This window comes from Halosimplex pelagicum, from assembly GCF_013415905.1.
Classification (GTDB): domain Archaea; phylum Halobacteriota; class Halobacteria; order Halobacteriales; family Haloarculaceae; genus Halosimplex; species Halosimplex pelagicum.
Genome location: NZ_CP058909.1, coordinates 3,369,298 through 3,387,078 on the forward strand (window position 1 = coordinate 3,369,298; position 17,781 = coordinate 3,387,078).

Genomic DNA, 17,781 nt, shown 5'->3' on the forward strand with positions numbered 1-17,781 from the left:
CCGTACCGCCGTCCGCCCGTTTCTCTCGGCCGTTCTCCGCACCGACGAGCCGCTTCTCAGCGGTCCACGTCGACCTGTGCGGGATTCGGGTCCATCTTGAAGACGACGCTGGGCTCCCACAGCAGGCGGTGTTCCTTGTAGGTCCCCTTGCCCATACCGCCGTGTTCCTGGTTGGACTCGGTGACTTCGAGGAAGGCGAGTTCGCTGAGCAGTCCGCGGATAGAGTCGGTGGTCAGGTCGTCGGCGCCCTCGGCCTCGCAGACCTTCTGGTAGACGTCGTAGATGACGGTCGTCCGGAACCAGTCCTCCTCGGGGCCGGTGTTGGCGGTGAGGTTCGCCAGGGCGTAGAGGACGTACTTGCTGTGGGGCGGCAGGCCGGCGATGAGCTCCTTGAGTCGCTCGACCTCGGCCTGTTCCTGGGCGCGTTCGAGGTGGTCCTCGGTCACCTCGTCGAGCCCGTTGTTCTTGGCGTAGTCGCCGGCGTGGCGGAGGAGTCGAATGGCCTTGCGGGCGTCGCCGTGGCGCTGGGCGGCCAGCGCCGCGGTCTTCGGGATGACGCCGGCGTCGAGCACGTCGTCGCAGAAGGCGTCGCGCCGGTTCTCGAGGATCTGGCGGAGCTGCTCGCCGTCGTAGGGGTCGAAGATGAACTCGTTGTGGCCCAGACTGGACTTGACCCGCTCGGTCATCTGCTCGCGGAAGTTCACCTTGTTCGAGATGGAGATGATGCCGATGGGCACGTCGACCTTCCCGGCTTCGCGCGCTCTGGAGAGGAGCATCAGGACGTTGTCGTCGTCGAGCCGGTCGACCTCGTCGAGGGTGATGAGCGCGGCGTCGTACTCGCGGTCGAGGATCTCCCAGAGGCGATTGTAGTACTCGTTGGTCGAGATGCCCCGCGTCGGGATGTCGACGCCGGAGCCGGGGGAGTTGATCCCGGTCGCGATGGTCTGGACGGCGTCGGCCTCGCCCTTGGCCTGCGCGCAGTCGACCGTGACGGTCGCCAGGCGGTTCGAGCGCCGCTGGGACTCCGTCCGCGCCCGTTCCATGACGTGGTTGGCGACGAGCGACTTGCCCGAGCCGGTCTTCCCGTAGAGGATCACCGAGTTGGGCGGCGACCCCGTGACGGCGGGGCCGACCTCGTTGGCCAGGTCGCGGATGTGTTCGTCGCGGCCGACGATCCGCGCCTCGTCGGGGACGTGGTCGATGTTGAGCAGCTCGCGGTTCGCGAAGACCGTGTCGCCGCCGCCCTCCTCGACCGCCTGAAACAGCTCGTCGCCCGCCTCCGCCGACCCGTCGCCGTGCTCCTGCATGGCTTGTCCGTTCGCGTCCCCGTGGAAAAACGTTTCCACTGCACTCCGAGTTAGTTGCGGCCCACCAGCGGTCAGAGACCGGTCCTGCGTGGCCCGCTCGTAACTCCGAACGGGGTCGACCCCACTCGATTCCGAGTTACTGCCCCCGCCGTACTGCCGTCCTACCGCCGGCCCATCGTCGCCCTACCACCGGTCCCGCGCGCGAGACCGCGGGAAGACGCCGTCCGCCGGGAAGGCATCGTCCACGAGCGAGACCGACCGAGTTCGGACAGGTATCGTCCCGGTGTGACACACCCGATTCCGAGTTAGTTTGGAGGGTTCAGAGTATATCGCCGCCTTTCCCGACGACTCGCCCGACGTGACCGTCGCCCCGAGCGTCGAGCCCGCGGCGAGCGGTGGCGACTGACGGTATCGACTCGGACGAACCGGGGTTCGACGACCGGGACAGACCGCTGGGACACCTGATTCCGAGTTAGTTCCCCTTGCAGTGAGCCGGTCGGCGGGCAACGATCCGGGACACCGGATTCCGAGTTAGTCGCGACTCGGGTCACACAGTGGCACACACACCCGATTCCGAGTTAGTCGACCGGTGGGAGCGCCTCGTCGAGAGCGCGTCCGAACCGGTCGCCGTTTTCGGACACGCCAGTGAACTGAACGGCGGTTCGTGACCACCTCACCCCACCCGCGGAGTCGTCTCCTCTCGTCTTTCTTCTCGTTTTCGTTCGTTCTAGAACCTAGTAACTAGTCTAGACACACCTGATTCCGAGTTAGTTCCCGGGGCGTAGCGACGCCCGCCACCCGCTCGGGCCCCACTAACTCGGAATCGGGTGTGTGTCTCCCCTGAAATATGATCCCCTGGTGAGACCGGGACGGCACACGCGAACTCGCGGGAGCGAAACGGGCGGTTCCGCAACCTCTATTTACGGACCGAACGGAATCGAGGTATGTTGATAACCGTTTCCGGCCCAGCCGGGAGTGGCAAGAGCACGTTCGCCGCGGCACTGGCGAACGCGCTGGAGGTGGACCACGTCAGCGGCGGCGATATCTTCCGCGAGATGGCCGACGAGCGGGACATGTCGCTGGTCGCGTTCAACGAACTCGCCGAGGAGGACGACCAGGTCGACCGCGATCTCGACCGGCGGCTCCGCGAGATCGCCGACGAGAACGACGACCTCGTCCTCGAATCGCGGCTCGCCGGGTGGATGGCGGGCGACCACGCCGACCTGCGCATCTGGCTCGACGCGCCGATGGACGTGCGCGCCGAGCGCATCGCCGACCGCGAGGACAAGTCCGTCGAGACCGCCCGCGCGGAGACGACCGCCCGCGCCGACAGCGAGGCCAAGCGCTACGCCGAGTACTACGGCATCGACATCGAGGAGCTGTCGATCTACGACCTCGTGCTCAACACCTCCCGGTGGAGCCCCGCCGCGGAACTGGAGATCGTCCTCGCGGCCGTCGAGTCGTACGACCCCGCCGAGGACGAGGGGAAACCGCCGGTCACCGGCGTCGACTACGACTTCTGATGGCGCTCCGCGGCCCGCCCGACGACCGATCCGTCGACGATCTGCTGGCGTTCGGCGTCGTCAACCTCGACAAACCGCCCGGCCCGTCGGCCCACCAGGTCGCCGCGTGGGTCCGGGACATGGCCGGCGTCGACCGCGCCGCCCACGCCGGCACCCTCGACCCGAAGGTCACCGGCTGTCTGCCGATGCTGCTCGGCGACGCCACCCGGATGGCCCAGGTGTTCGACGACAGCGTCAAGGAGTACGTCGCCGTCCTCGAACTCCACGGCCCCGCGCCCGCCGACCTCGAATCGGTACTCGCCGAGTTCGAGGGCGATGTCTACCAGAAGCCGCCGAAGAAGAGCGCGGTCGTCCGACGGCTGCGCTCGCGTGAGATCTACGCCCTCGACGCCGTCGAAGTCGAGGACCGACGGGCACTGCTGCGGGTCCGCTGTGAGAGCGGGACCTACGTCCGGAAACTGTGTCACGATCTGGGGCTCGCGCTCGGTACCGGCGCGCACATGGGCCACCTCCGCCGGACGACGACGGGTTCGTTCGACGACCGGGAGCTCGTCTCGCTGCACGACCTCGTCGACGCGCTCGCGTGGGCCGACGACGGGGATTCGGCGCCGCTCCGCGAGGTCGTCCAGCCCGCCGAGCGGGCGCTGGTCGACCTGCCGAGCGCGACCATCGCCGAGTCCGCCGCTCGGGAGGTGGCCGAGGGCGCGCCCGTCTACGCGCCGGGCCTCGTCGACATCGACGACGTGTTCCGCGGCGACCTGGTCGCCTGCTATACTTCCGACGAGGCGGCGGTCTGTCTCGCCACGCTCGCGGGCGACCCCGAAGCCGACGACGGCGTGGTACTCGATCTCGAACGCGTGCTGGTCTGACCGACTGAAAGCGAAGGGCTTAATCCGGGTAGGCTCGTCTGCCGATACGCGGGACCGTGGGGTAGCGGTATCCTCGGCGCATGGGGTGCGTCGGACCTGAGTTCGAATCTCGGCGGTCCCACTGCCTACATACCCTTTTTCCAGGGTTTCCTGATAGTCTGGAATCGTACCTTTAGGGGTGACTCCGCATGACCCCGGACAGCCGCGGCGCCGGCCGCGAGTCCGAGGTCGATTCCGCGTGTTACACCGACGTTCGTAACGCACGGCCGGTGCCCGCTGCCGGATCTACGGCGGAGAGTCGCCAGCGGTGCGGTGTCTGCTTCCCCGACGGGACGATCCCCGACCACGTCGACGAGGTCGTGGTCGGTCGCTACACCTCGAAGGTTCACCTGACCGACGACCACGAGGTTGACTGTTCCAAGTCGACCGAGCCCGACAACCCCTCGAATCGAACCAACGGGCTCGCGGCGAAGATCGGCTCCGAGGACTTCGGGCCGGACGACCTCGAGGAGCTGGGCGCCCAGGGAGGTGACGCCTGATGTCCGCCGACGAGTGGCCCGTCGAAATAGACGGCGACGAGTTCTACCCGATCCCCGAGAGCTGGATCGAACACGGGAGCGACCAAGATCGCGGCTCGCCCCGTATCTACGCGGTGTCCGTCGCATCCGGTCCGCGGAACATGATTCTGGTCCGGTACGCGAGTCCCGACGGCCGTGCGGTCAAGGTCTCGATGACCGGCGCCGAGAACCCCTCCGGCGGCGGTATCGTCCCCGCCTCGCTCGCGAAATACGAGGACTGGCCGCGGTCGATGGTCCCCGGTCGGAACGTCGAGCCGACCGGACTCCTGCGCAAGCTCGAGAACGAACACTTCCACGAACTGTGGTCCGACCGCCTTCAGGAGGACGACGACGCCGAGGTTGAGGCCGAGGGCCAGATCGTCGCCGACGGCAGGGAAACCGCGCGGTCCCACAGAGGTGAGACGGCGTGAGTACCCTGGACTCCTCCAAGAAGCGCGGCGACTCGGTCGAAAGCGCCGTGATCAACGCCGACCCCGGACTGGAGTTCGTCGGGGACTCGATCGCGACGTGGCACGATGCCCGGACCGTCGAGTGCCTCGATTCGTCCTACGAGCGCCCGTTCTACGGCATCCCGCTCGTCGAGACCGGCACCGAGGTCGAGATCAAAGGCGCGTGCGTCGTCCGGTCGGCGGGCGTCAGTCGACAGCGTTCCGGCCAGTGGTACATCAAGCGCAAGGCGCACGACCAGCTCGTCGACGCCGGCGGCGTCTACCTGCTGGCCGTCTACGGGCCGCGACCGAACACGCCGATCCTCCGGTCGGTGATCATCCCAGCGTCGCTGCTGGACGAGCACCTTGACGGGCGGTGGTACGACGTGGACGCCGACCGGTCGGAGAACGAGGTCGCCCAGCTGACGTGGACCGTGCTGATCGACCGTGAGCGCGTCCCCGGCTCGCAGGGGGTGAACCTCTGATGCCGTCGACGAACCAAGCGGGCGGTCGCGACCTCCCCGAGTTGCCCGGGATCGAGGAGGACATCGGACACAACCCAGCGCGCTTCCTCGACTGGGAGCTCGTCGGCCACGCCGACCGAAAGCGCATGCTGAAGGCCCGCATCCGCGGCATCGACAAGATCGCCGTCTGCCGGGCCTACTCCGGTGCCGAGCACCACCCTGACGTTGGTCCGATGGACGGACCTCGTGAGGGCGTTCTCCGACTCCTCGAACAGCGGGAGGAGTTCCTTCGGGAGCGCGGCGAGCGCCCCGAGCGGCTGTCGTACGGACCGCGGCGACCGCCGGAGTACTACGCGACCGAGTCCGATGACGAGGTCGACGAGGAGCCACGCACTGCCGCCGCGAAGCTCTCTCGGATGCGCTCCGACCGCGTCGCGACCGACGGGGGTGAGCCAGCCGATGAGTGACGACAGTCCGAGCACCTCTCTGAAGCCGGCGTGCTGGTTCCTCGCGGGCGTGCTATTCGGGATGGTGATCCAGACCTGGCGAATGGTCCGGATTCCGATTGACGAGTACCACGCGGCTCGGATGGATATCGAGGAGCGGCTCGCTGAAATGGAGGAGGTGCTGGACGATGAGCGATGAGTCTGCGAGCGGTATCGATCGCCGCTCTATCTCGATGGAGGACTTCAACGATTTGTTGACGTTCTCCGGCGACCATGCGAGACCTACGACGCACGACCCGATCATCCGCGACGACAACGAATTGTTGATCTACGCGGATCGTTCGAAAAACGCCGACTCTGAATGGCAGGTTCGAGGATATTGCGTTATCGGCTTAGACGCCAAGTTCGGCGTCGGGGATCCGGACCGGGCGGACATCGCCGCGATCCTTCTCGAGGAGTTTGACGGTAACGACCTGACCACGGACGAGCGGTATATCAATCGGCGGCCGGTCCGGTACGGTGTTCCGGTCGCTGTCGCTGTTGACGGCAAGCCCGCAGTGGCTGCGTGGCTCTACGTTCGTGGCCGCGACCGAGACGGGATCGCCCAGCTGATGAATGTCGGCGATCGGACGGTCAACGAGTATCTGTCGCGGTTCCGCCGTCGGGGCGACGGCGTGCCAGATGGGCTCGACGTGCCTGAGGTCGGCGAGGTCTTGCCCGAGGTCCCTCCGGAGTTCGATCCCAGTCGTCAACAAATCGTTGCTGACGGTGGTCGGGTCACGGACGGCACTGAGCGTCCGGACCCGACCGAAGACCCACGGGCCTGTTCGCGCTGTGGCGTCCACATTGGTTTCCTCGGAGACAACTACTGCGACGCCTGCGCCCGCGAAATCGGCGCGAGGGGAGAGATCGTCCGGTGCATGGGTTGCGGTCAGGACGGTCCGGAGGAACAGATGGAGTCGGTCGACATCTCGGATTCGGACGAGTACTACCCGACGATCCGCTATCTCTGTCGGGGCTGCTCGGGAGGTGAGTCGGCGTGAGCGACACTGAACAGGTCGCGCTGTCTCGCAATCCTGACGAGCGGCAAGTCGCACGGCTCGATCGCGACGGCCGAAAGCCTATCTGCCCCGACTGCGGGAGCTACGTCGGCCACACTAAATCCGGCGGGAAAACCCTGCCAGATACGGATGCAGAAGCGTTCGGCTGGTCGTGCCGAGACTGTAGTCTCACGTTCCCGTCCCACTGTCACGGACCCGATGCGCCCGGCTTCAACAGCAGCATGGCCGGTCTGAAAATTGAGTTTCGTGACGGTGAGACCCGATGGGTACCGGTTCCGACTCGCTACGTGGGAGGTGAGTCGGCTTGACCGACTCGACCACGCTCGATCAGTGGGGTGCGACCGACACCGGCGACGCCGAGGAGATCTCGGACGCTGACGATGAAACGGAGAGCGGCACCCGGACCGTCGACGAACACGGCGAGTCCGACGAGTGGGGCCGCGGCGGGGTGTACGACGCCGCCGGCGAGTTCGACCTCGAGGCCACCGAGGAGCTCCTCGTCGAACGGTTCGCTCACGTCGACAACGAACTCCCCGACCGCGTCGGTCCGTTCGAGCGCGTCGACGCCCGGGATCCGCGCTACGCGGACGGAACCCTCAGCGCGCGATACGAGACATGCGAGGAGTACCCCGTCGTCGTTCGGATCTTCTCGGCCGGCCCGCATCTCAACGAGTGGACCGTCGAGATCACCGAGTACGGCCCGCCAGTGCAGGATGATCCGCCGGCAGATACCGGATACGACTCCTCCGGAAGCTACTGGCTCGACAGCGCCTCGCAACTCGAGGACCCCGCCGACGCCGCCGACGCCGCTGTCGACTGGATGGGCGAGTTCAGCCCCGACGTGCGGAAGGTCGGCCCCGGCGACACCGTCGACGACGAGGGGAGGTGAGCGCCGGTGTCACAAGTCGAGCGGGCCAACCACGAGGCCAAATTGTCGCTCTACTACGCGCCGGTCGGTGACGACAGCGAGGCGTACGTCGACTACGACGGGCTCGATCCCTACTGGGCGCTGGCGGACCTCCTGATCAACGAGTTCGATGGCTACCAGGAACTCACCGACGTGGAGATCAACGGCGAGCGCTGGGATATCCGGATGAACTACAGCAAGAGCGGCTTCCAACCCCGTCCCGAAGACGAGATCGCCAGCGATCGTCTCTACGAGTTCGAGATCAACGCCCAGGGGCGCGGCGAGCGCAAGTGCGACTACAACATCTCGCCGCGGTTTCCCGACATGCGGAAGTCCGACGGCGAGCGGACGACGACCGCGTTCGACCACACCGAGCCCGACGAGGGTGTGAGCGTCTACTGCCAGCCATCGAACCTGGCGCTCGACGAGGTCGCCGACCTCTTGCCGCGGTTCGTCTTCGAGCTGGCCGACGCCGCTGACCTGGGGCTGTATCACGGCTACTTCTCTGACCCGTTCGACGGGCGAATCACCGCCCTCGAGCGCTACGTTCGGCTCACCCGGTCGATGAACGAGAAGCTCATCGGCACCGGCGGGATCTTCGACCGGCTGGCGATGCTGCTGTCGGACGCCGACGGGACGAAAGGCGTCTACAAGTTCGACAACGAGCGGGAGCGCGGCTATCACCACGTCGTGCGTCACGGCTCGACCAGCGCCGGCGAAATGGTCTCGGGCCACCGGCTCGGCGGCCAGATCAAGAGCTACCTGCCCGAGCACCCCGAGAAGTTCGAACCGGACGATCCGCTGTATCATCCGAAGCTCGGGGTCAAATTCGTCCAGGGGCGGACCGCCTCGGGGTCGGTTCCGTGGAGCGACCGCGACGAGGTCGTGCGCGAGCTCGACGAGCGGCTCGTGTCGGTGCTCTCCTGGGCGGAGATCCCGACCGAGGCCGGCGGCACCACGTTCGCCGCGGACGATCACTTCGGCGCCAGCGCTGCGGCGGATTCCGTGCCGATCCACTCGGACCCGACGCCGCGCCTCGAGGCGAATCAGGAGCACCTGATCATGACGACGCTTCGGGACATGACCAGCGCCGACGAGGCGATCGTCGAGAACCTCGCGACCGACGGAGGCCAGCCGGCCCGCGAGGTCGCCAAGGCCGCGGGCGTCGGTCTGTCGACGGTCTACCGGTGTCTCCAGCGCCTTGAGGGCGTGGTCACGTCGGACAACGGCCACGTCCGGTTCGTCTCGGAGAAGCTCCGCCAGGAGATCCGCGCGATCGTGGAGTCCGCCGAAGCGAAGATCGACAACGCCGCGACCCGCGCGGCGGAGCTGGTCGACATGGACGTGCGCCAGTCGGCATCGAGCGCGTTCGACCGGTGGCTCGCGAAGTACGGCGCCGAGTTCGATTACGACGAGGTCGGCGAGTCGACGATCCGAATCGATACAGTCATCGGGATCGCGAAGTCGTCGAGCCTCCCGCACCCCGAGGACGTGGTCGACGAGCTGAAGACCGCATGGTCGCGGGACGGGCGGGATATCAAGCAGCTCCGGAACGTCCGGGTTGAGGTCGATGTGAGCGGCAAGGCGGACTCCGTCTGGACGCTCGACGCGCTGGAGAACGTCGCGCTCACCGGGTAGCGCCCGACGGCAGAGAGGCATCACTGTCGGTCGTCGCTTCTTTTTATAAGGGGTAGCCTGTTTCCACCCCGAACCTACCTTTCGAGTGGAACCCGGATGTTGGCCGATCACCGCCGAACCGCCGGTTCGTCGGTCGGGGCGTGCCCACCCAGCGGGAAAGCCCCCTTAGGAGGTGTGCCTAAGGGCACGCGCCTGCGGCGCGCAAAAATACACCCCCGCCCCCGCACGAGTTTCCACCCGAAGCACGTGAAAGAGGGGTAGACAGACTCGGTAGTAATATTCATTTGAGTGGACAATATACGTAGGGACGCACCGGCGCCTGCCGACGGGCACCAGCACGGGTGGCGTCCGTGAACTGACACAGAACCCGTCTCATATCGCTCAGGTGTAAAGATGTGATTCACCGCATCTCGGGCACCCCCGTGCCCGGTTTTCGCAGATATAAACTGTCTCGCGGCGAATCAATAGTACCTTGACCTGTTTGTCCCATAGTGTAATTGCTCGATAAGTGTGCTTGAATGGTCCATTTCGGGAAACAGCGAGTACCCTTTAAGGTACTATCCGGATACTTGCCAGTCGCACATGGATCTGAAGCAGCTACTGAACGACGACGACGCGGTGTCGCCGGTCATCGGCGTCATCCTGATGGTCGCGATCACGGTCATCCTCGCGGCCGTCATCGCGTCGTTCGTCCTTGGGCTGGGTAATCAGGCACAGCAGGGCGCACCGACGGCGACGATCGGTTTCGACTATGAAGAGACTGAAGAGCTGTCAAACGGAACCTCGTACGGCTTCGTGACGGTTTCCCACGACGGCGGTGACACGATCTCGAACGAAGAGGTGTACGTGCGCGGATCTGGATTCCAGATGGCGTTCGAATCTGGAGATAGTGACGCAGACGTGCCAACCTGGGGAAGTTACGCGGACCCGGGCGACTCCAGCAATGAGCAGTACCTTGGAGAATCTGGTTCCTGGCCAGCTGCCGCTGGTAGTGGGGACGACAGCGCCATCGTCTCGGGAGACCGGATTTACGTTGGTGCTGAGGGCAATTACGAATTCGACGTTGTCTACCAGTCTCAGGAAGGAGACACGTCGTCCACGCTGAACAGCGCCGAAGGCCCCGACGCTTAATTCGCGTCGTTCTTTTCCGTTTTATCGACCGTCGACCGCACAGCGGCATCTTCGTCGACGCCGGCGGTCATGGCAGCGGTATCACCCCGAACACGAACAGGAACAGGAGTGCGATCAGCCCGACGACCACTTTCGTCGGGATCCGCTGGACGATCGCCTCCTCGAGCTTGACCAGCCGGATGTACACGAACGCCACCACGAGCAGCGCGACGAGCCACGCGACCAGCTCCGTCGCGGCGCCCAGCACGCCCTCGAGGGCGGCCAGCGGCTCGGGCAGCGCGGGGATCACCGCAGCCTCCCGACAGCCTTCTGAGCCGCCTTGGCGAGTCGCTTGTCGTTTCCGGTGAGCCGGAGCACTCCGAGGGCGACACCGCCGACCAGAGCGACGCCGACGACCGGTGAGCCGCCCGAGCCACCGCCGCCGGTCGGCCCGAAGCCGCCCGACAGCGACCCGTTGAGCGAGTTCGCCGGATCTGTGTCCGCAAAGCCGATCTCCGTCCAGTTGGTCGAGCCGCCGTCCGTGAAGTTGGCCGAGCCGTTGAGCGTCGGCGGCTCCGGCTGCGGGTACGGAGTCGGTTGCGGGTACGGCGTCGGTACCGACCCGTTCGGCCAGGCGGTCGGCTCGGGGTAGGCTGTCGGGTCCGGACGGTCGGGCGGGTCGATCCCGCTTTCGCCGGCCATGCACCCGTAGAAGTAGCCTTTCGGGTCGTCGAACTCGACGAACTCGTTGACCGAGGTTCCGTCGTACGAGAGATTGAACCACAGACTCTCGGTCGACATGGTCGGGTCCCAGTACTCGACGAGGATCCCTGTCTTCACGCCGCCCGAACCCGGCACGGAACAGGTTCCGAGCGCCGTCGGGTCGCGCCCTTCCCCAGGCGTCCCCGTGATCGGCGTCCACGTCGCCGTTGGGATCGGCGTCGCGGTGGGCGAGCCGGTGGTCGTTGTTCCAGGCGGCGCCGTCGTCGACGCGCTATCCTCGAGGCATGGCTCGCCCAGCGGGATTTCAGCTGGGTCCATGATCGTCCCGCCTTGGAACGGTGTCGCGATCCCGAAGCGCCCGTTAGTGTTGTTCGGCGTCGGGTTGAGTCCGTCAATTACGAACGCCGCCCGGCCGGTGGAGATCTCCGCGCGATATAGCCGGTCCGGATCGCTGACGACCTCTGTTGTCGTATACTGGTAGCGATTGAACTCGGTCGTGTCGAACGGACTCGCCGTGTCGAAGTTAGGAGGGCTCCACTGGGAACCGGATCCAGTCGTGTAGTCGTACCACGTTGCCTCAGCGCCGACCGGCTGGAATTCCGCGTCGCCTTGGTAGCAGATGGAGAGGTCGTAACTCGTTCGCGGCGGTCTCGGTGTCGGTGTTGACTCATCCTCTTTTAAGAACGAGTTCAATCTTACATCGTCGGCTCGGGCTATCGAATCCATCATGTCAAACCCGGCCCCGGTTGTTTCCCCAGGTGACTCCATTAATGATGATTCTATATTTACCAACACCTCCCCGGTCGCAGCATTTGTGACGGTCGCATTGTACGTATTATCCGAATAGTTGATATCTGTCGCCCCGATTCGGTACGTAGTGTCCATTTCCCAGCGGACACCAGAGTCTACCAAAGAACCATCACTAAATGAGTACGTGAAATTATGTTCTTGGTCCGCCCTCGCAAGCCGAATTTGCGCAATATCGTTGCTCCCCGAATATAGGAGAAAATGCATACTATGATCGCCGTATTGTCCACTATCGTCTATCCGAGCCAACGTGCTCGCGCTATCGACAGCGACATCATTTATTCCAGTACAATCCTTACAGGTCAGGCTACCACTAGATCCCGAAGCATCAAATTTCAGTGAATGATCCCCGCGTAATGAGTTATTAGTCAGAGTTGCCGTCGATCCCACATTATTCCACTTGTCGAAGTCGTAATCTTCCCAGTCATCATAAACGACTCCAGAGTCAGCTTTCACATCTCCGACAGCTCCCTCGCTCGGCAGTGCCCCGAACAGGCCTGTTACCGATGAGAGGACAAGTAAGAGCGTCACACCACTAACGAAAGCAATACGCGCAACTTCCCGCAGCGGTCGGGCTGTAGAGAACAGCTTCCGAATTTCGTCGCGAGATACTTGGTATAGCCAAACAGTCGCAGAGGCGATGCGGTTCCGATATCGGGGCACCAGCACAACCACGACGCCCAACAGCCCCGCAGCGACGATCGCCCAGACAGTCCGCATGAGCGTCGTCTCAGGGACGCCGACCGTCGCCAGGCGCCAGAGGTTGACCGACACGTCGACGACGCCGACGGCCGTGATCGCCCAGGCGCCGCCTTCGGCCGTCCGCGGGTACCGCGCCTCGAGCGCCCGGTAGGCGTCGAAGATGAGCCCGACGACGATCATCGCCAGCGCGCCGGCCGCCGGGTAGCCGATCGTGTCGAACAGCCACGCCGCGACCGGATTCAACTCGACGGTCGCGAACGACAGCGCGAACGTCAGCACCAGCGCCGTCAGCGTCGCACCGTGGGCTGTCCACTCCGCGATTCCGATACGATTCCGCCGGTCGGCGACGAACGCGCCGATCCGTTCCGTGATGTTTCTAATCTGTTTCATTAGTGCAGTAGCTCCGCAATTGGTTCGAAGATCGATCCGAGACTCCCGCCGTCGACGACGCCGGTCGCGACGCCGCCGACCAGCAGCACGAGCACGACGAACCCGATCAGTGAGCCGACCCTGGCGTATCGAGCGATCACGACGAACGCGTCGGCCGCCTCTCGCAGATACCAGAGGACAGCGACGACCGTCGCCACTGCGCCGATCGCCAGGCCCTCGAGGCCGACCACTTGACTCGCTAGGTCAAGCGCGCCCGCGATGAGCTCGCGAATTAACACGCGCCCACCTCCGCGCGCCTTCCACCGCGCGCCCGGGGGACCCCTACGTGTCCTATCTGAATTACGCGCGCGTATGTAGGCCGAATCCCGACCGCCGCCAGCGGGGCCGACGACCCCGATCTCGAAATCGACCATCCCGGGCTATTTCGGTCAGATTTCGATCTTTTTTCGCCGAGCATCTCAGATCGCCTCCTGCCAGTTGCGGAAGTCGATGCTGACCTCGGCGTCGAGCTTGGCCTGGGCCTTCAGGTTCGGCCACTTCACCTGGGCGAAGTGCGGCGCCTTCCAGGAGACGCCCATCCCCTCGTCCATGTCCGAGGTGAGATCCGTATTCAGCGGGCACTTCCGGTCGCCCGGCAGCGTCCGCCCGATCGGCGGCGCGTTGCCGTTCATCGTCAGCCGCCAGCGGATTTTCTGCCGAGCGAACGAATTGATCTCGCTGAGCGCGTGCGACTGGTAGGAGAACGAGAGCCCCTTTTTCCGGGCGTCAGCGTACTTGTCCCGGAACCACTTGATCATCTGGTAGTGCTGGTGGATGTCCTTCTCGGCGTCCGGGTCCAGGATGTTGCCCGCCTCGTCGAGATTGATGAACGTCGGGTGAACGAACACGTCACCGGAGATTCGGTGCGCGACGAACGCGAACCACCACTGGTCGGCGTCGGTCGGCTGGTTCGGTCCCTCCTCGTCGACGGGCGTCGTCTGGCGGTGGTTGAAGTAGTTGAACTGTGAGACCTCGCTGCACCCGCGGTGCAGCGGGTCCGGGAAGATCACGTAGAACTGGCCCGGCATCAGCTGGGCCATGAGGTCTTGGACGGACTCGTAGCGGATCACGTCGCGAGCGATGTCTTCCGGCCGCACTTCGAACTCGTCGACGGTGGCGTCCTCGGGAACGATCCGGACGCGCGTGTCCAGGCCCGCAGGGATCGCGAGCGTCGCGAACGGCGCGAAAGCCATCCACTCGGTCCGCTCGTTGGTCCCCGACTCGTCGACCGACTCCGCCCAGATGCACGTCTCGTTGTTGACCTGCATCCGCCAGAGGATCTGCGACAGCGCGAGTGTCGTCTTCCCGCCGCCGGGCTCGCCGTGGACCAGCAGGTCCGTCCCTTTCACCGAGCGAATGTCACTCGCCCGGTCAGGGTCGTCGGCGAGCCACTCCATGACCTTCGCCCGGTAGGGCGGGTACCGCTCCAGCGCCTCGTGCGAGGGTTTCGGGTCACGCGGGTCATAGTCGACCTCGCCGGTCAGCGCTCGCAGGACCTCGAGGTCGCGCTGGTCCGTGTAGACCAGCTGGTCGACGAACGCCCGCGGGAACTCCGCCACCGACGACCCCTTCTTTTCGGCGTCGGCGAGATACTTGTGCAGCGGCGGGATCCCGAAGTGCTGGTGCATCGCCTCCCCGTCGTTGTGGTTGGGGAGACCCACGTCGCCGAGCGCCTGGCACGATTTCTCGTGCGGGTCGGTGACCGCGGCCAGTTGCTCTCGGAGTTGCTCCTGCGAATCGGCTTTCGGTTCGATGATCGTGCTCATTACCAGTCCGGGGGTTCGGTGTCGGCGCCCTGGCCGACGCTGGGGGTCTCTTTCGCGCGTCCACACAGTACGCGGACGCCCGCACGGTACCGCGGGAGGACGTGATAGGCCGCGAACAGCAGGCGAGCGCGCTGGTCGGCGACGGACTCGCCGGTCAGCACGTCGACGGCGGAGTCCTCCCGGTAGACGCGAGTGATCCAGTCCTGATCGAGTTCGCCGTGAGTGGCCAGCAGGAGATCGTGGCCCCAGTCCAGCAGGTCGCCCCGCTCGTCGAAGCCCTCGAGGAGCGAGTCGAGCGCGCGCTCCTGCCACTCCTCGAGTTCGTTCAACTCGGGCCGCATCGCGATGAACCGCTGGCGCTTGGGGTCGTGGGCGTCGCCGTCGTCGGCGCCCTCCGCGTACTCGATCGCGTCCGAGCGCAGCCGGCGGAACGCGTCGCGATGGGCCGGGACGACGTAGCTGGCGACGAAGTGCTCACGGACTCGCTCGGCGGCATCGTGGTCGAGTTTGACCATGTTCCCCCGACGAGCGTCGGGGCAGAGGAACGACGCCAGGAGGACGCCCTGCTGGCCGCGGAACTGCCGAGTGATGTCATCGTAGACGCGTAGGTCCAGTCGCCCCAGCGTTCGGATCGTGATCTCCTGCAGCCACTCGAGTACGCGTCGCTCGGAATCGAGGCCGTCCCGCAGCTCGTCGACGCGCTCGTGAACGCCCTCGGAGAGCGTCACCAGCGCCGGCCGGTACGGGTCCGGCTCCTCGCGCGGGTTAGTCGTCGTCACTCGGGACACCTCCCTCGGAGGTCGCGCCCTCGGCGTTCTCACGGCGCCGGTCGAGAACCTCGTCGTCGTCGCCGTCGTCACTGCCGATCGTCGACGGGATCTCCGCGTCCGGGTCGAGCGCTTCCTCGACGAGGGTCCGGTCGTGTTTCTCGACCTCGCGCTCAACTTCTTGCTGGCGTCGGACCCGCAGTTTGTCGACCTGTTCCTTGGCCTGGTCGAGCGTCTTCGCGTCGTCGACATCCTCGGTGAGCTGGAACATCGTTGCGACGGCGGTCCGGATGTGGACCGGCGCCGGCTCGACGTACGCCTCGCCGCTGACCGGCTCGGCCGCCCACGTCAGGAGCCCGGCGCCGAGCGCGCCGATCACCAGCCACGGCGAGACGCCGCCGAAGTGGATGCCGAGGCCACCGACCACGAACGCCAGCGCGATCGCGCCGTAGGTCGGGGCGTGCTCGCGGTCGAGCGGCGACGTCGTCAGCTCCCAGCCCTCCGGCTCGTAGTGGAGGATCTCGTCCGCCTCGGGATCGACGACGAACAGTTCGTCCCACTTCGAGTTCTGGAGGTTGACCCGCGTTCGGAGCTTCTCGGCGTTGTACAGCCGGGCCGTCGCGCCGAACGCTCGCGCCAGTGACGGGAGGAACCCGCGAGTGATCACCGAGACCGTGCCGTCGGTCCCGCGGACGATCCGCGCCTCCTCGAGCTCGGCGTCGAGCATGTCCCACGCCTCGTCACCGGTCGGCGACTCGGCGTAGCTGAGCTTGGGCTGGAGGAGCATCGCCTTCGAGACGCCGTTCGAGCGCATCTCGAGCATGATGATGGCGATGACCCCGACGACGTAGGCCGACAGCACGATGTGGGCGTTGACAACCAGGCTCGCGACGCTCTCGTAGAACATCAGCGAGCCGAGACCGGTCGCGAACGACAGTCCGAGGAACCACGCAGTGAGCGAGTAGCCCGGTCCCTCGCCGGCGCGGTCGATCCATATCTTGCAGATCCAGCCGACGAGGAACCCGCCGACGATGATCCACACGAGGAAGTCGCTGATCACCGACGCGAGGTAGTCGCCGGCGCTGTCGATGTTGACCGCCTGCGTGGTCGCGAGACTCTTGTGTCGGAACGTCCACCGCGCCCAGTCCTTGTCTTCGATCCACATGGTCACGCGCTTCTGGGACTGGTGGTTCGGCATGTCGATCGCGACGGTCGGTCGACCGCGGTCGACGGTCACCTCCCGCTCCACGTGGTTGACGTTGGCCGCGTAGGGCTCGACGACGGTCGTGTTGCCCCGCTCGACGGTTCGGGTCTTCTCATTCCAGAAGACCATGTGAACCGTCTCCTCGCGGCTGTCGAACGCCCACGTCCGGAGGTAGACAGTGTTTCGGCCGACCGAGTGGTTCGCCGGGAGATACTGGCCGCCCTGGTCGCCGCCAGGGTTGGCGAACACGTCGTTCGCCGGCCAGTACACCAGCCAGTACATCAGGTCGTCCGTGTTGGCCATGCGGACGCTGTCGACTTGCTGGTGGGCGCCGTCGCGCTTCAGCTCGGAGAGCGTGAACTCGCTGTCGCTCGACGGACTGGCCGACTGGTTGGCCGCGGCCGTCGCTGCGGCGCCGTCGACGGCGACCGTCGCGACGATCGGCGCCGCGATCAGGAGGCCGACCAGCAGCAGCGCCGCGAGGGATGCGGTGGACGTGCGGGTCATGCCTCGCTCTCGAGCTCCCTCGCCTTGTCGTCGAGCTCTCCGAGCCCGTGCGTCCCGCCGATGATCCCGACGAGCGCCAGCCCGAGCGACACCACGTTTCCGCTGGGCGTCGCGAGGCCCGCTGCTACCGCGGCGATCGCGAGGATCCCGAACGTCACCGCCGTATCACGGCGGAGCTCCGGATGGGCGAGCGTCCGAAGCGAGTACGGGTCGGTCATGTCTCGCTCTCCTCCTTCTCGTAGACCCAGTGAGCGAACGCCAGTAGCGCCAGGAACGCGAGCACCGGCGCCGGGTTCGATACGAGCGGTGCCGCCGTGCCGACACCCAGCAGGAGCACCGCCACGATCGCGGCGACGACCACGACCGCCGCGGTGCCGGAGACGAGGAACGACGCCGAGCCCGTGTCGCTCGACGACGACATACGGAGTACCGGGTCATGGCCTTCGCCGCGGAGCCGCTCGATCAGCCAGTAGACGATCAGCAGCACGCCGACCGCCGCGCCGGCCAGGCGAGCGCCCTCTACCGGGACCGACTCGGGGAGCATG

20 protein-coding genes and 1 tRNA gene are annotated in these 17,781 nt (G+C 65.7%); 12 read left to right on the plus strand and 9 right to left on the minus strand.

Going from position 1 to position 17,781, the window contains the following annotated elements:
* Positions 1-56 precede the first annotated feature (56 nt).
* Complete coding sequence (locus HZS54_RS16880) at positions 57-1,307, minus strand: orc1/cdc6 family replication initiation protein (protein ID WP_179918250.1); 1,251 nt, start codon at positions 1,305-1,307, stop codon at positions 57-59.
* Positions 1,308-2,251: 944 nt separating this feature from the next.
* On the opposite strand from HZS54_RS16880, the gene cmk reads away from it, so the two are divergent.
* The 12 genes from cmk to HZS54_RS16940 all read left to right on the plus strand — a co-directional run bounded on the left by cmk (position 2,252) and on the right by HZS54_RS16940 (position 10,352).
* Positions 2,252-2,830 (plus strand): (d)CMP kinase, encoded by a 579-nt coding sequence (cmk, locus tag HZS54_RS16885; RefSeq protein WP_179918251.1) that lies wholly within the window; start codon positions 2,252-2,254, stop codon positions 2,828-2,830.
* Positions 2,830-3,699, plus strand: coding sequence for an RNA-guided pseudouridylation complex pseudouridine synthase subunit Cbf5 (locus HZS54_RS16890; RefSeq protein ID WP_179918252.1), 870 nt, complete (start codon positions 2,830-2,832; stop codon positions 3,697-3,699). Before cmk ends, HZS54_RS16890 begins: the two co-directional genes overlap by 1 nt.
* A 50-nt stretch (positions 3,700-3,749) precedes the next feature.
* Positions 3,750-3,820, plus strand: a tRNA-Pro gene (locus HZS54_RS16895).
* A 67-nt stretch (positions 3,821-3,887) separates the two neighbouring features.
* Positions 3,888-4,238, plus strand: coding sequence for a hypothetical protein (locus tag HZS54_RS16900; protein ID WP_179918253.1), 351 nt, complete (start codon positions 3,888-3,890; stop codon positions 4,236-4,238).
* The gene (locus tag HZS54_RS16905) at positions 4,238-4,687 is read left to right on the plus strand and encodes a hypothetical protein (RefSeq protein WP_179918254.1); all 450 of its coding nucleotides are present in this window, start codon (positions 4,238-4,240) and stop codon (positions 4,685-4,687) included. The genes HZS54_RS16900 and HZS54_RS16905 overlap by 1 nt, the downstream gene beginning before the upstream one ends.
* Positions 4,684-5,190, plus strand: coding sequence for a PD-(D/E)XK family putative nuclease (locus tag HZS54_RS16910; protein WP_179918255.1), 507 nt, complete (start codon positions 4,684-4,686; stop codon positions 5,188-5,190). Before HZS54_RS16905 ends, HZS54_RS16910 begins: the two co-directional genes overlap by 4 nt.
* On the plus strand, positions 5,190-5,636 hold the full coding sequence (locus HZS54_RS16915) for a hypothetical protein (protein ID WP_179918256.1): 447 nt from the start codon (positions 5,190-5,192) through the stop codon (positions 5,634-5,636). Before HZS54_RS16910 ends, HZS54_RS16915 begins: the two co-directional genes overlap by 1 nt.
* Positions 5,629-5,814, plus strand: a complete 186-nt coding sequence (locus HZS54_RS16920) for a hypothetical protein (protein WP_179918257.1) — start codon at positions 5,629-5,631, stop codon at positions 5,812-5,814. Before HZS54_RS16915 ends, HZS54_RS16920 begins: the two co-directional genes overlap by 8 nt.
* Positions 5,804-6,658 (plus strand): hypothetical protein, encoded by an 855-nt coding sequence (locus tag HZS54_RS16925; protein ID WP_179918258.1) that lies wholly within the window; start codon positions 5,804-5,806, stop codon positions 6,656-6,658. The genes HZS54_RS16920 and HZS54_RS16925 overlap by 11 nt, the downstream gene beginning before the upstream one ends.
* 322 nt (positions 6,659-6,980) lie before the next feature.
* The gene (locus HZS54_RS16930; RefSeq protein ID WP_179918259.1) at positions 6,981-7,565 is read left to right on the plus strand and encodes a hypothetical protein; all 585 of its coding nucleotides are present in this window, start codon (positions 6,981-6,983) and stop codon (positions 7,563-7,565) included.
* Positions 7,566-7,571: 6 nt separating this feature from the next.
* Positions 7,572-9,221: a DUF7845 domain-containing protein gene (locus tag HZS54_RS16935; RefSeq protein WP_179918260.1), complete on the plus strand. Its 1,650-nt coding sequence runs from the start codon at positions 7,572-7,574 to the stop codon at positions 9,219-9,221.
* Positions 9,222-9,803: 582 nt separating this feature from the next.
* Entirely contained in the window at positions 9,804-10,352 is a 549-nt protein-coding gene (locus HZS54_RS16940; protein WP_179918261.1) for a type IV pilin domain-containing protein, read from the plus strand.
* Positions 10,353-10,419: 67 nt separating this feature from the next.
* Here HZS54_RS16940 and HZS54_RS16945 read toward each other — a convergent pair whose 3' ends face one another.
* From HZS54_RS16945 to HZS54_RS16980, 8 genes are read right to left on the minus strand one after another with little or no spacing between them, the layout of a single operon-like run.
* Positions 10,420-10,641 (minus strand): hypothetical protein, encoded by a 222-nt coding sequence (locus HZS54_RS16945; protein WP_179918262.1) that lies wholly within the window; start codon positions 10,639-10,641, stop codon positions 10,420-10,422.
* On the minus strand, positions 10,638-12,953 hold the full coding sequence (locus HZS54_RS16950; protein ID WP_179918263.1) for a hypothetical protein: 2,316 nt from the start codon (positions 12,951-12,953) through the stop codon (positions 10,638-10,640). Before HZS54_RS16950 ends, HZS54_RS16945 begins: the two co-directional genes overlap by 4 nt.
* The gene (locus HZS54_RS16955; RefSeq protein ID WP_179918264.1) at positions 12,953-13,366 is read right to left on the minus strand and encodes a hypothetical protein; all 414 of its coding nucleotides are present in this window, start codon (positions 13,364-13,366) and stop codon (positions 12,953-12,955) included. Before HZS54_RS16955 ends, HZS54_RS16950 begins: the two co-directional genes overlap by 1 nt.
* A gap of 45 nt (positions 13,367-13,411) precedes the next feature.
* Positions 13,412-14,758: a P-loop NTPase family protein gene (locus HZS54_RS16960; protein ID WP_179918265.1), complete on the minus strand. Its 1,347-nt coding sequence runs from the start codon at positions 14,756-14,758 to the stop codon at positions 13,412-13,414.
* Entirely contained in the window at positions 14,758-15,537 is a 780-nt protein-coding gene (locus tag HZS54_RS16965; RefSeq protein ID WP_179918266.1) for a hypothetical protein, read from the minus strand. Before HZS54_RS16965 ends, HZS54_RS16960 begins: the two co-directional genes overlap by 1 nt.
* Complete coding sequence (locus tag HZS54_RS16970) at positions 15,524-17,236, minus strand: hypothetical protein (protein ID WP_179918267.1); 1,713 nt, start codon at positions 17,234-17,236, stop codon at positions 15,524-15,526. The genes HZS54_RS16965 and HZS54_RS16970 overlap by 14 nt, the downstream gene beginning before the upstream one ends.
* On the minus strand, positions 17,233-17,454 hold the full coding sequence (locus HZS54_RS16975; protein ID WP_179918268.1) for a hypothetical protein: 222 nt from the start codon (positions 17,452-17,454) through the stop codon (positions 17,233-17,235). Before HZS54_RS16975 ends, HZS54_RS16970 begins: the two co-directional genes overlap by 4 nt.
* A complete protein-coding gene (locus tag HZS54_RS16980) occupies positions 17,451-17,780 on the minus strand; it encodes a hypothetical protein (RefSeq protein ID WP_179918269.1) in 330 nt (109 codons plus the stop codon). Before HZS54_RS16980 ends, HZS54_RS16975 begins: the two co-directional genes overlap by 4 nt.
* Between the last annotated feature and the right edge of the window lies 1 nt (position 17,781).

Bases quoted from the DNA above. Each gene is read 5' to 3' on its own strand.
- HZS54_RS16975 (WP_179918268.1), bottom strand. From the start codon at position 17,454: ATGACCGACCCGTACTCGCTTCGGACGCTCGCCCATCCGGAGCTCCGC.
- HZS54_RS16980 (WP_179918269.1), bottom strand. From the start codon at position 17,780: ATGCTCCCCGAGTCGGTCCCGGTAGAGGGCGCTCGCCTGGCCGGCGCG.
- HZS54_RS16905 (WP_179918254.1), top strand. From the start codon at position 4,238: ATGTCCGCCGACGAGTGGCCCGTCGAAATAGACGGCGACGAGTTCTAC.
- HZS54_RS16950 (WP_179918263.1), bottom strand. From the start codon at position 12,953: ATGAAACAGATTAGAAACATCACGGAACGGATCGGCGCGTTCGTCGCC.
- HZS54_RS16915 (WP_179918256.1), top strand. From the start codon at position 5,190: ATGCCGTCGACGAACCAAGCGGGCGGTCGCGACCTCCCCGAGTTGCCC.
- HZS54_RS16960 (WP_179918265.1), bottom strand. From the start codon at position 14,758: ATGAGCACGATCATCGAACCGAAAGCCGATTCGCAGGAGCAACTCCGA.
- HZS54_RS16925 (WP_179918258.1), top strand. From the start codon at position 5,804: ATGAGCGATGAGTCTGCGAGCGGTATCGATCGCCGCTCTATCTCGATG.
- cmk (WP_179918251.1), top strand. From the start codon at position 2,252: ATGTTGATAACCGTTTCCGGCCCAGCCGGGAGTGGCAAGAGCACGTTC.
- HZS54_RS16940 (WP_179918261.1), top strand. From the start codon at position 9,804: ATGGATCTGAAGCAGCTACTGAACGACGACGACGCGGTGTCGCCGGTC.
- HZS54_RS16970 (WP_179918267.1), bottom strand. From the start codon at position 17,236: ATGACCCGCACGTCCACCGCATCCCTCGCGGCGCTGCTGCTGGTCGGC.
- HZS54_RS16920 (WP_179918257.1), top strand. From the start codon at position 5,629: ATGAGTGACGACAGTCCGAGCACCTCTCTGAAGCCGGCGTGCTGGTTC.
- HZS54_RS16880 (WP_179918250.1), bottom strand. From the start codon at position 1,307: ATGCAGGAGCACGGCGACGGGTCGGCGGAGGCGGGCGACGAGCTGTTT.
- HZS54_RS16890 (WP_179918252.1), top strand. From the start codon at position 2,830: ATGGCGCTCCGCGGCCCGCCCGACGACCGATCCGTCGACGATCTGCTG.
- HZS54_RS16900 (WP_179918253.1), top strand. From the start codon at position 3,888: ATGACCCCGGACAGCCGCGGCGCCGGCCGCGAGTCCGAGGTCGATTCC.
- HZS54_RS16955 (WP_179918264.1), bottom strand. From the start codon at position 13,366: ATGGTCGATTTCGAGATCGGGGTCGTCGGCCCCGCTGGCGGCGGTCGG.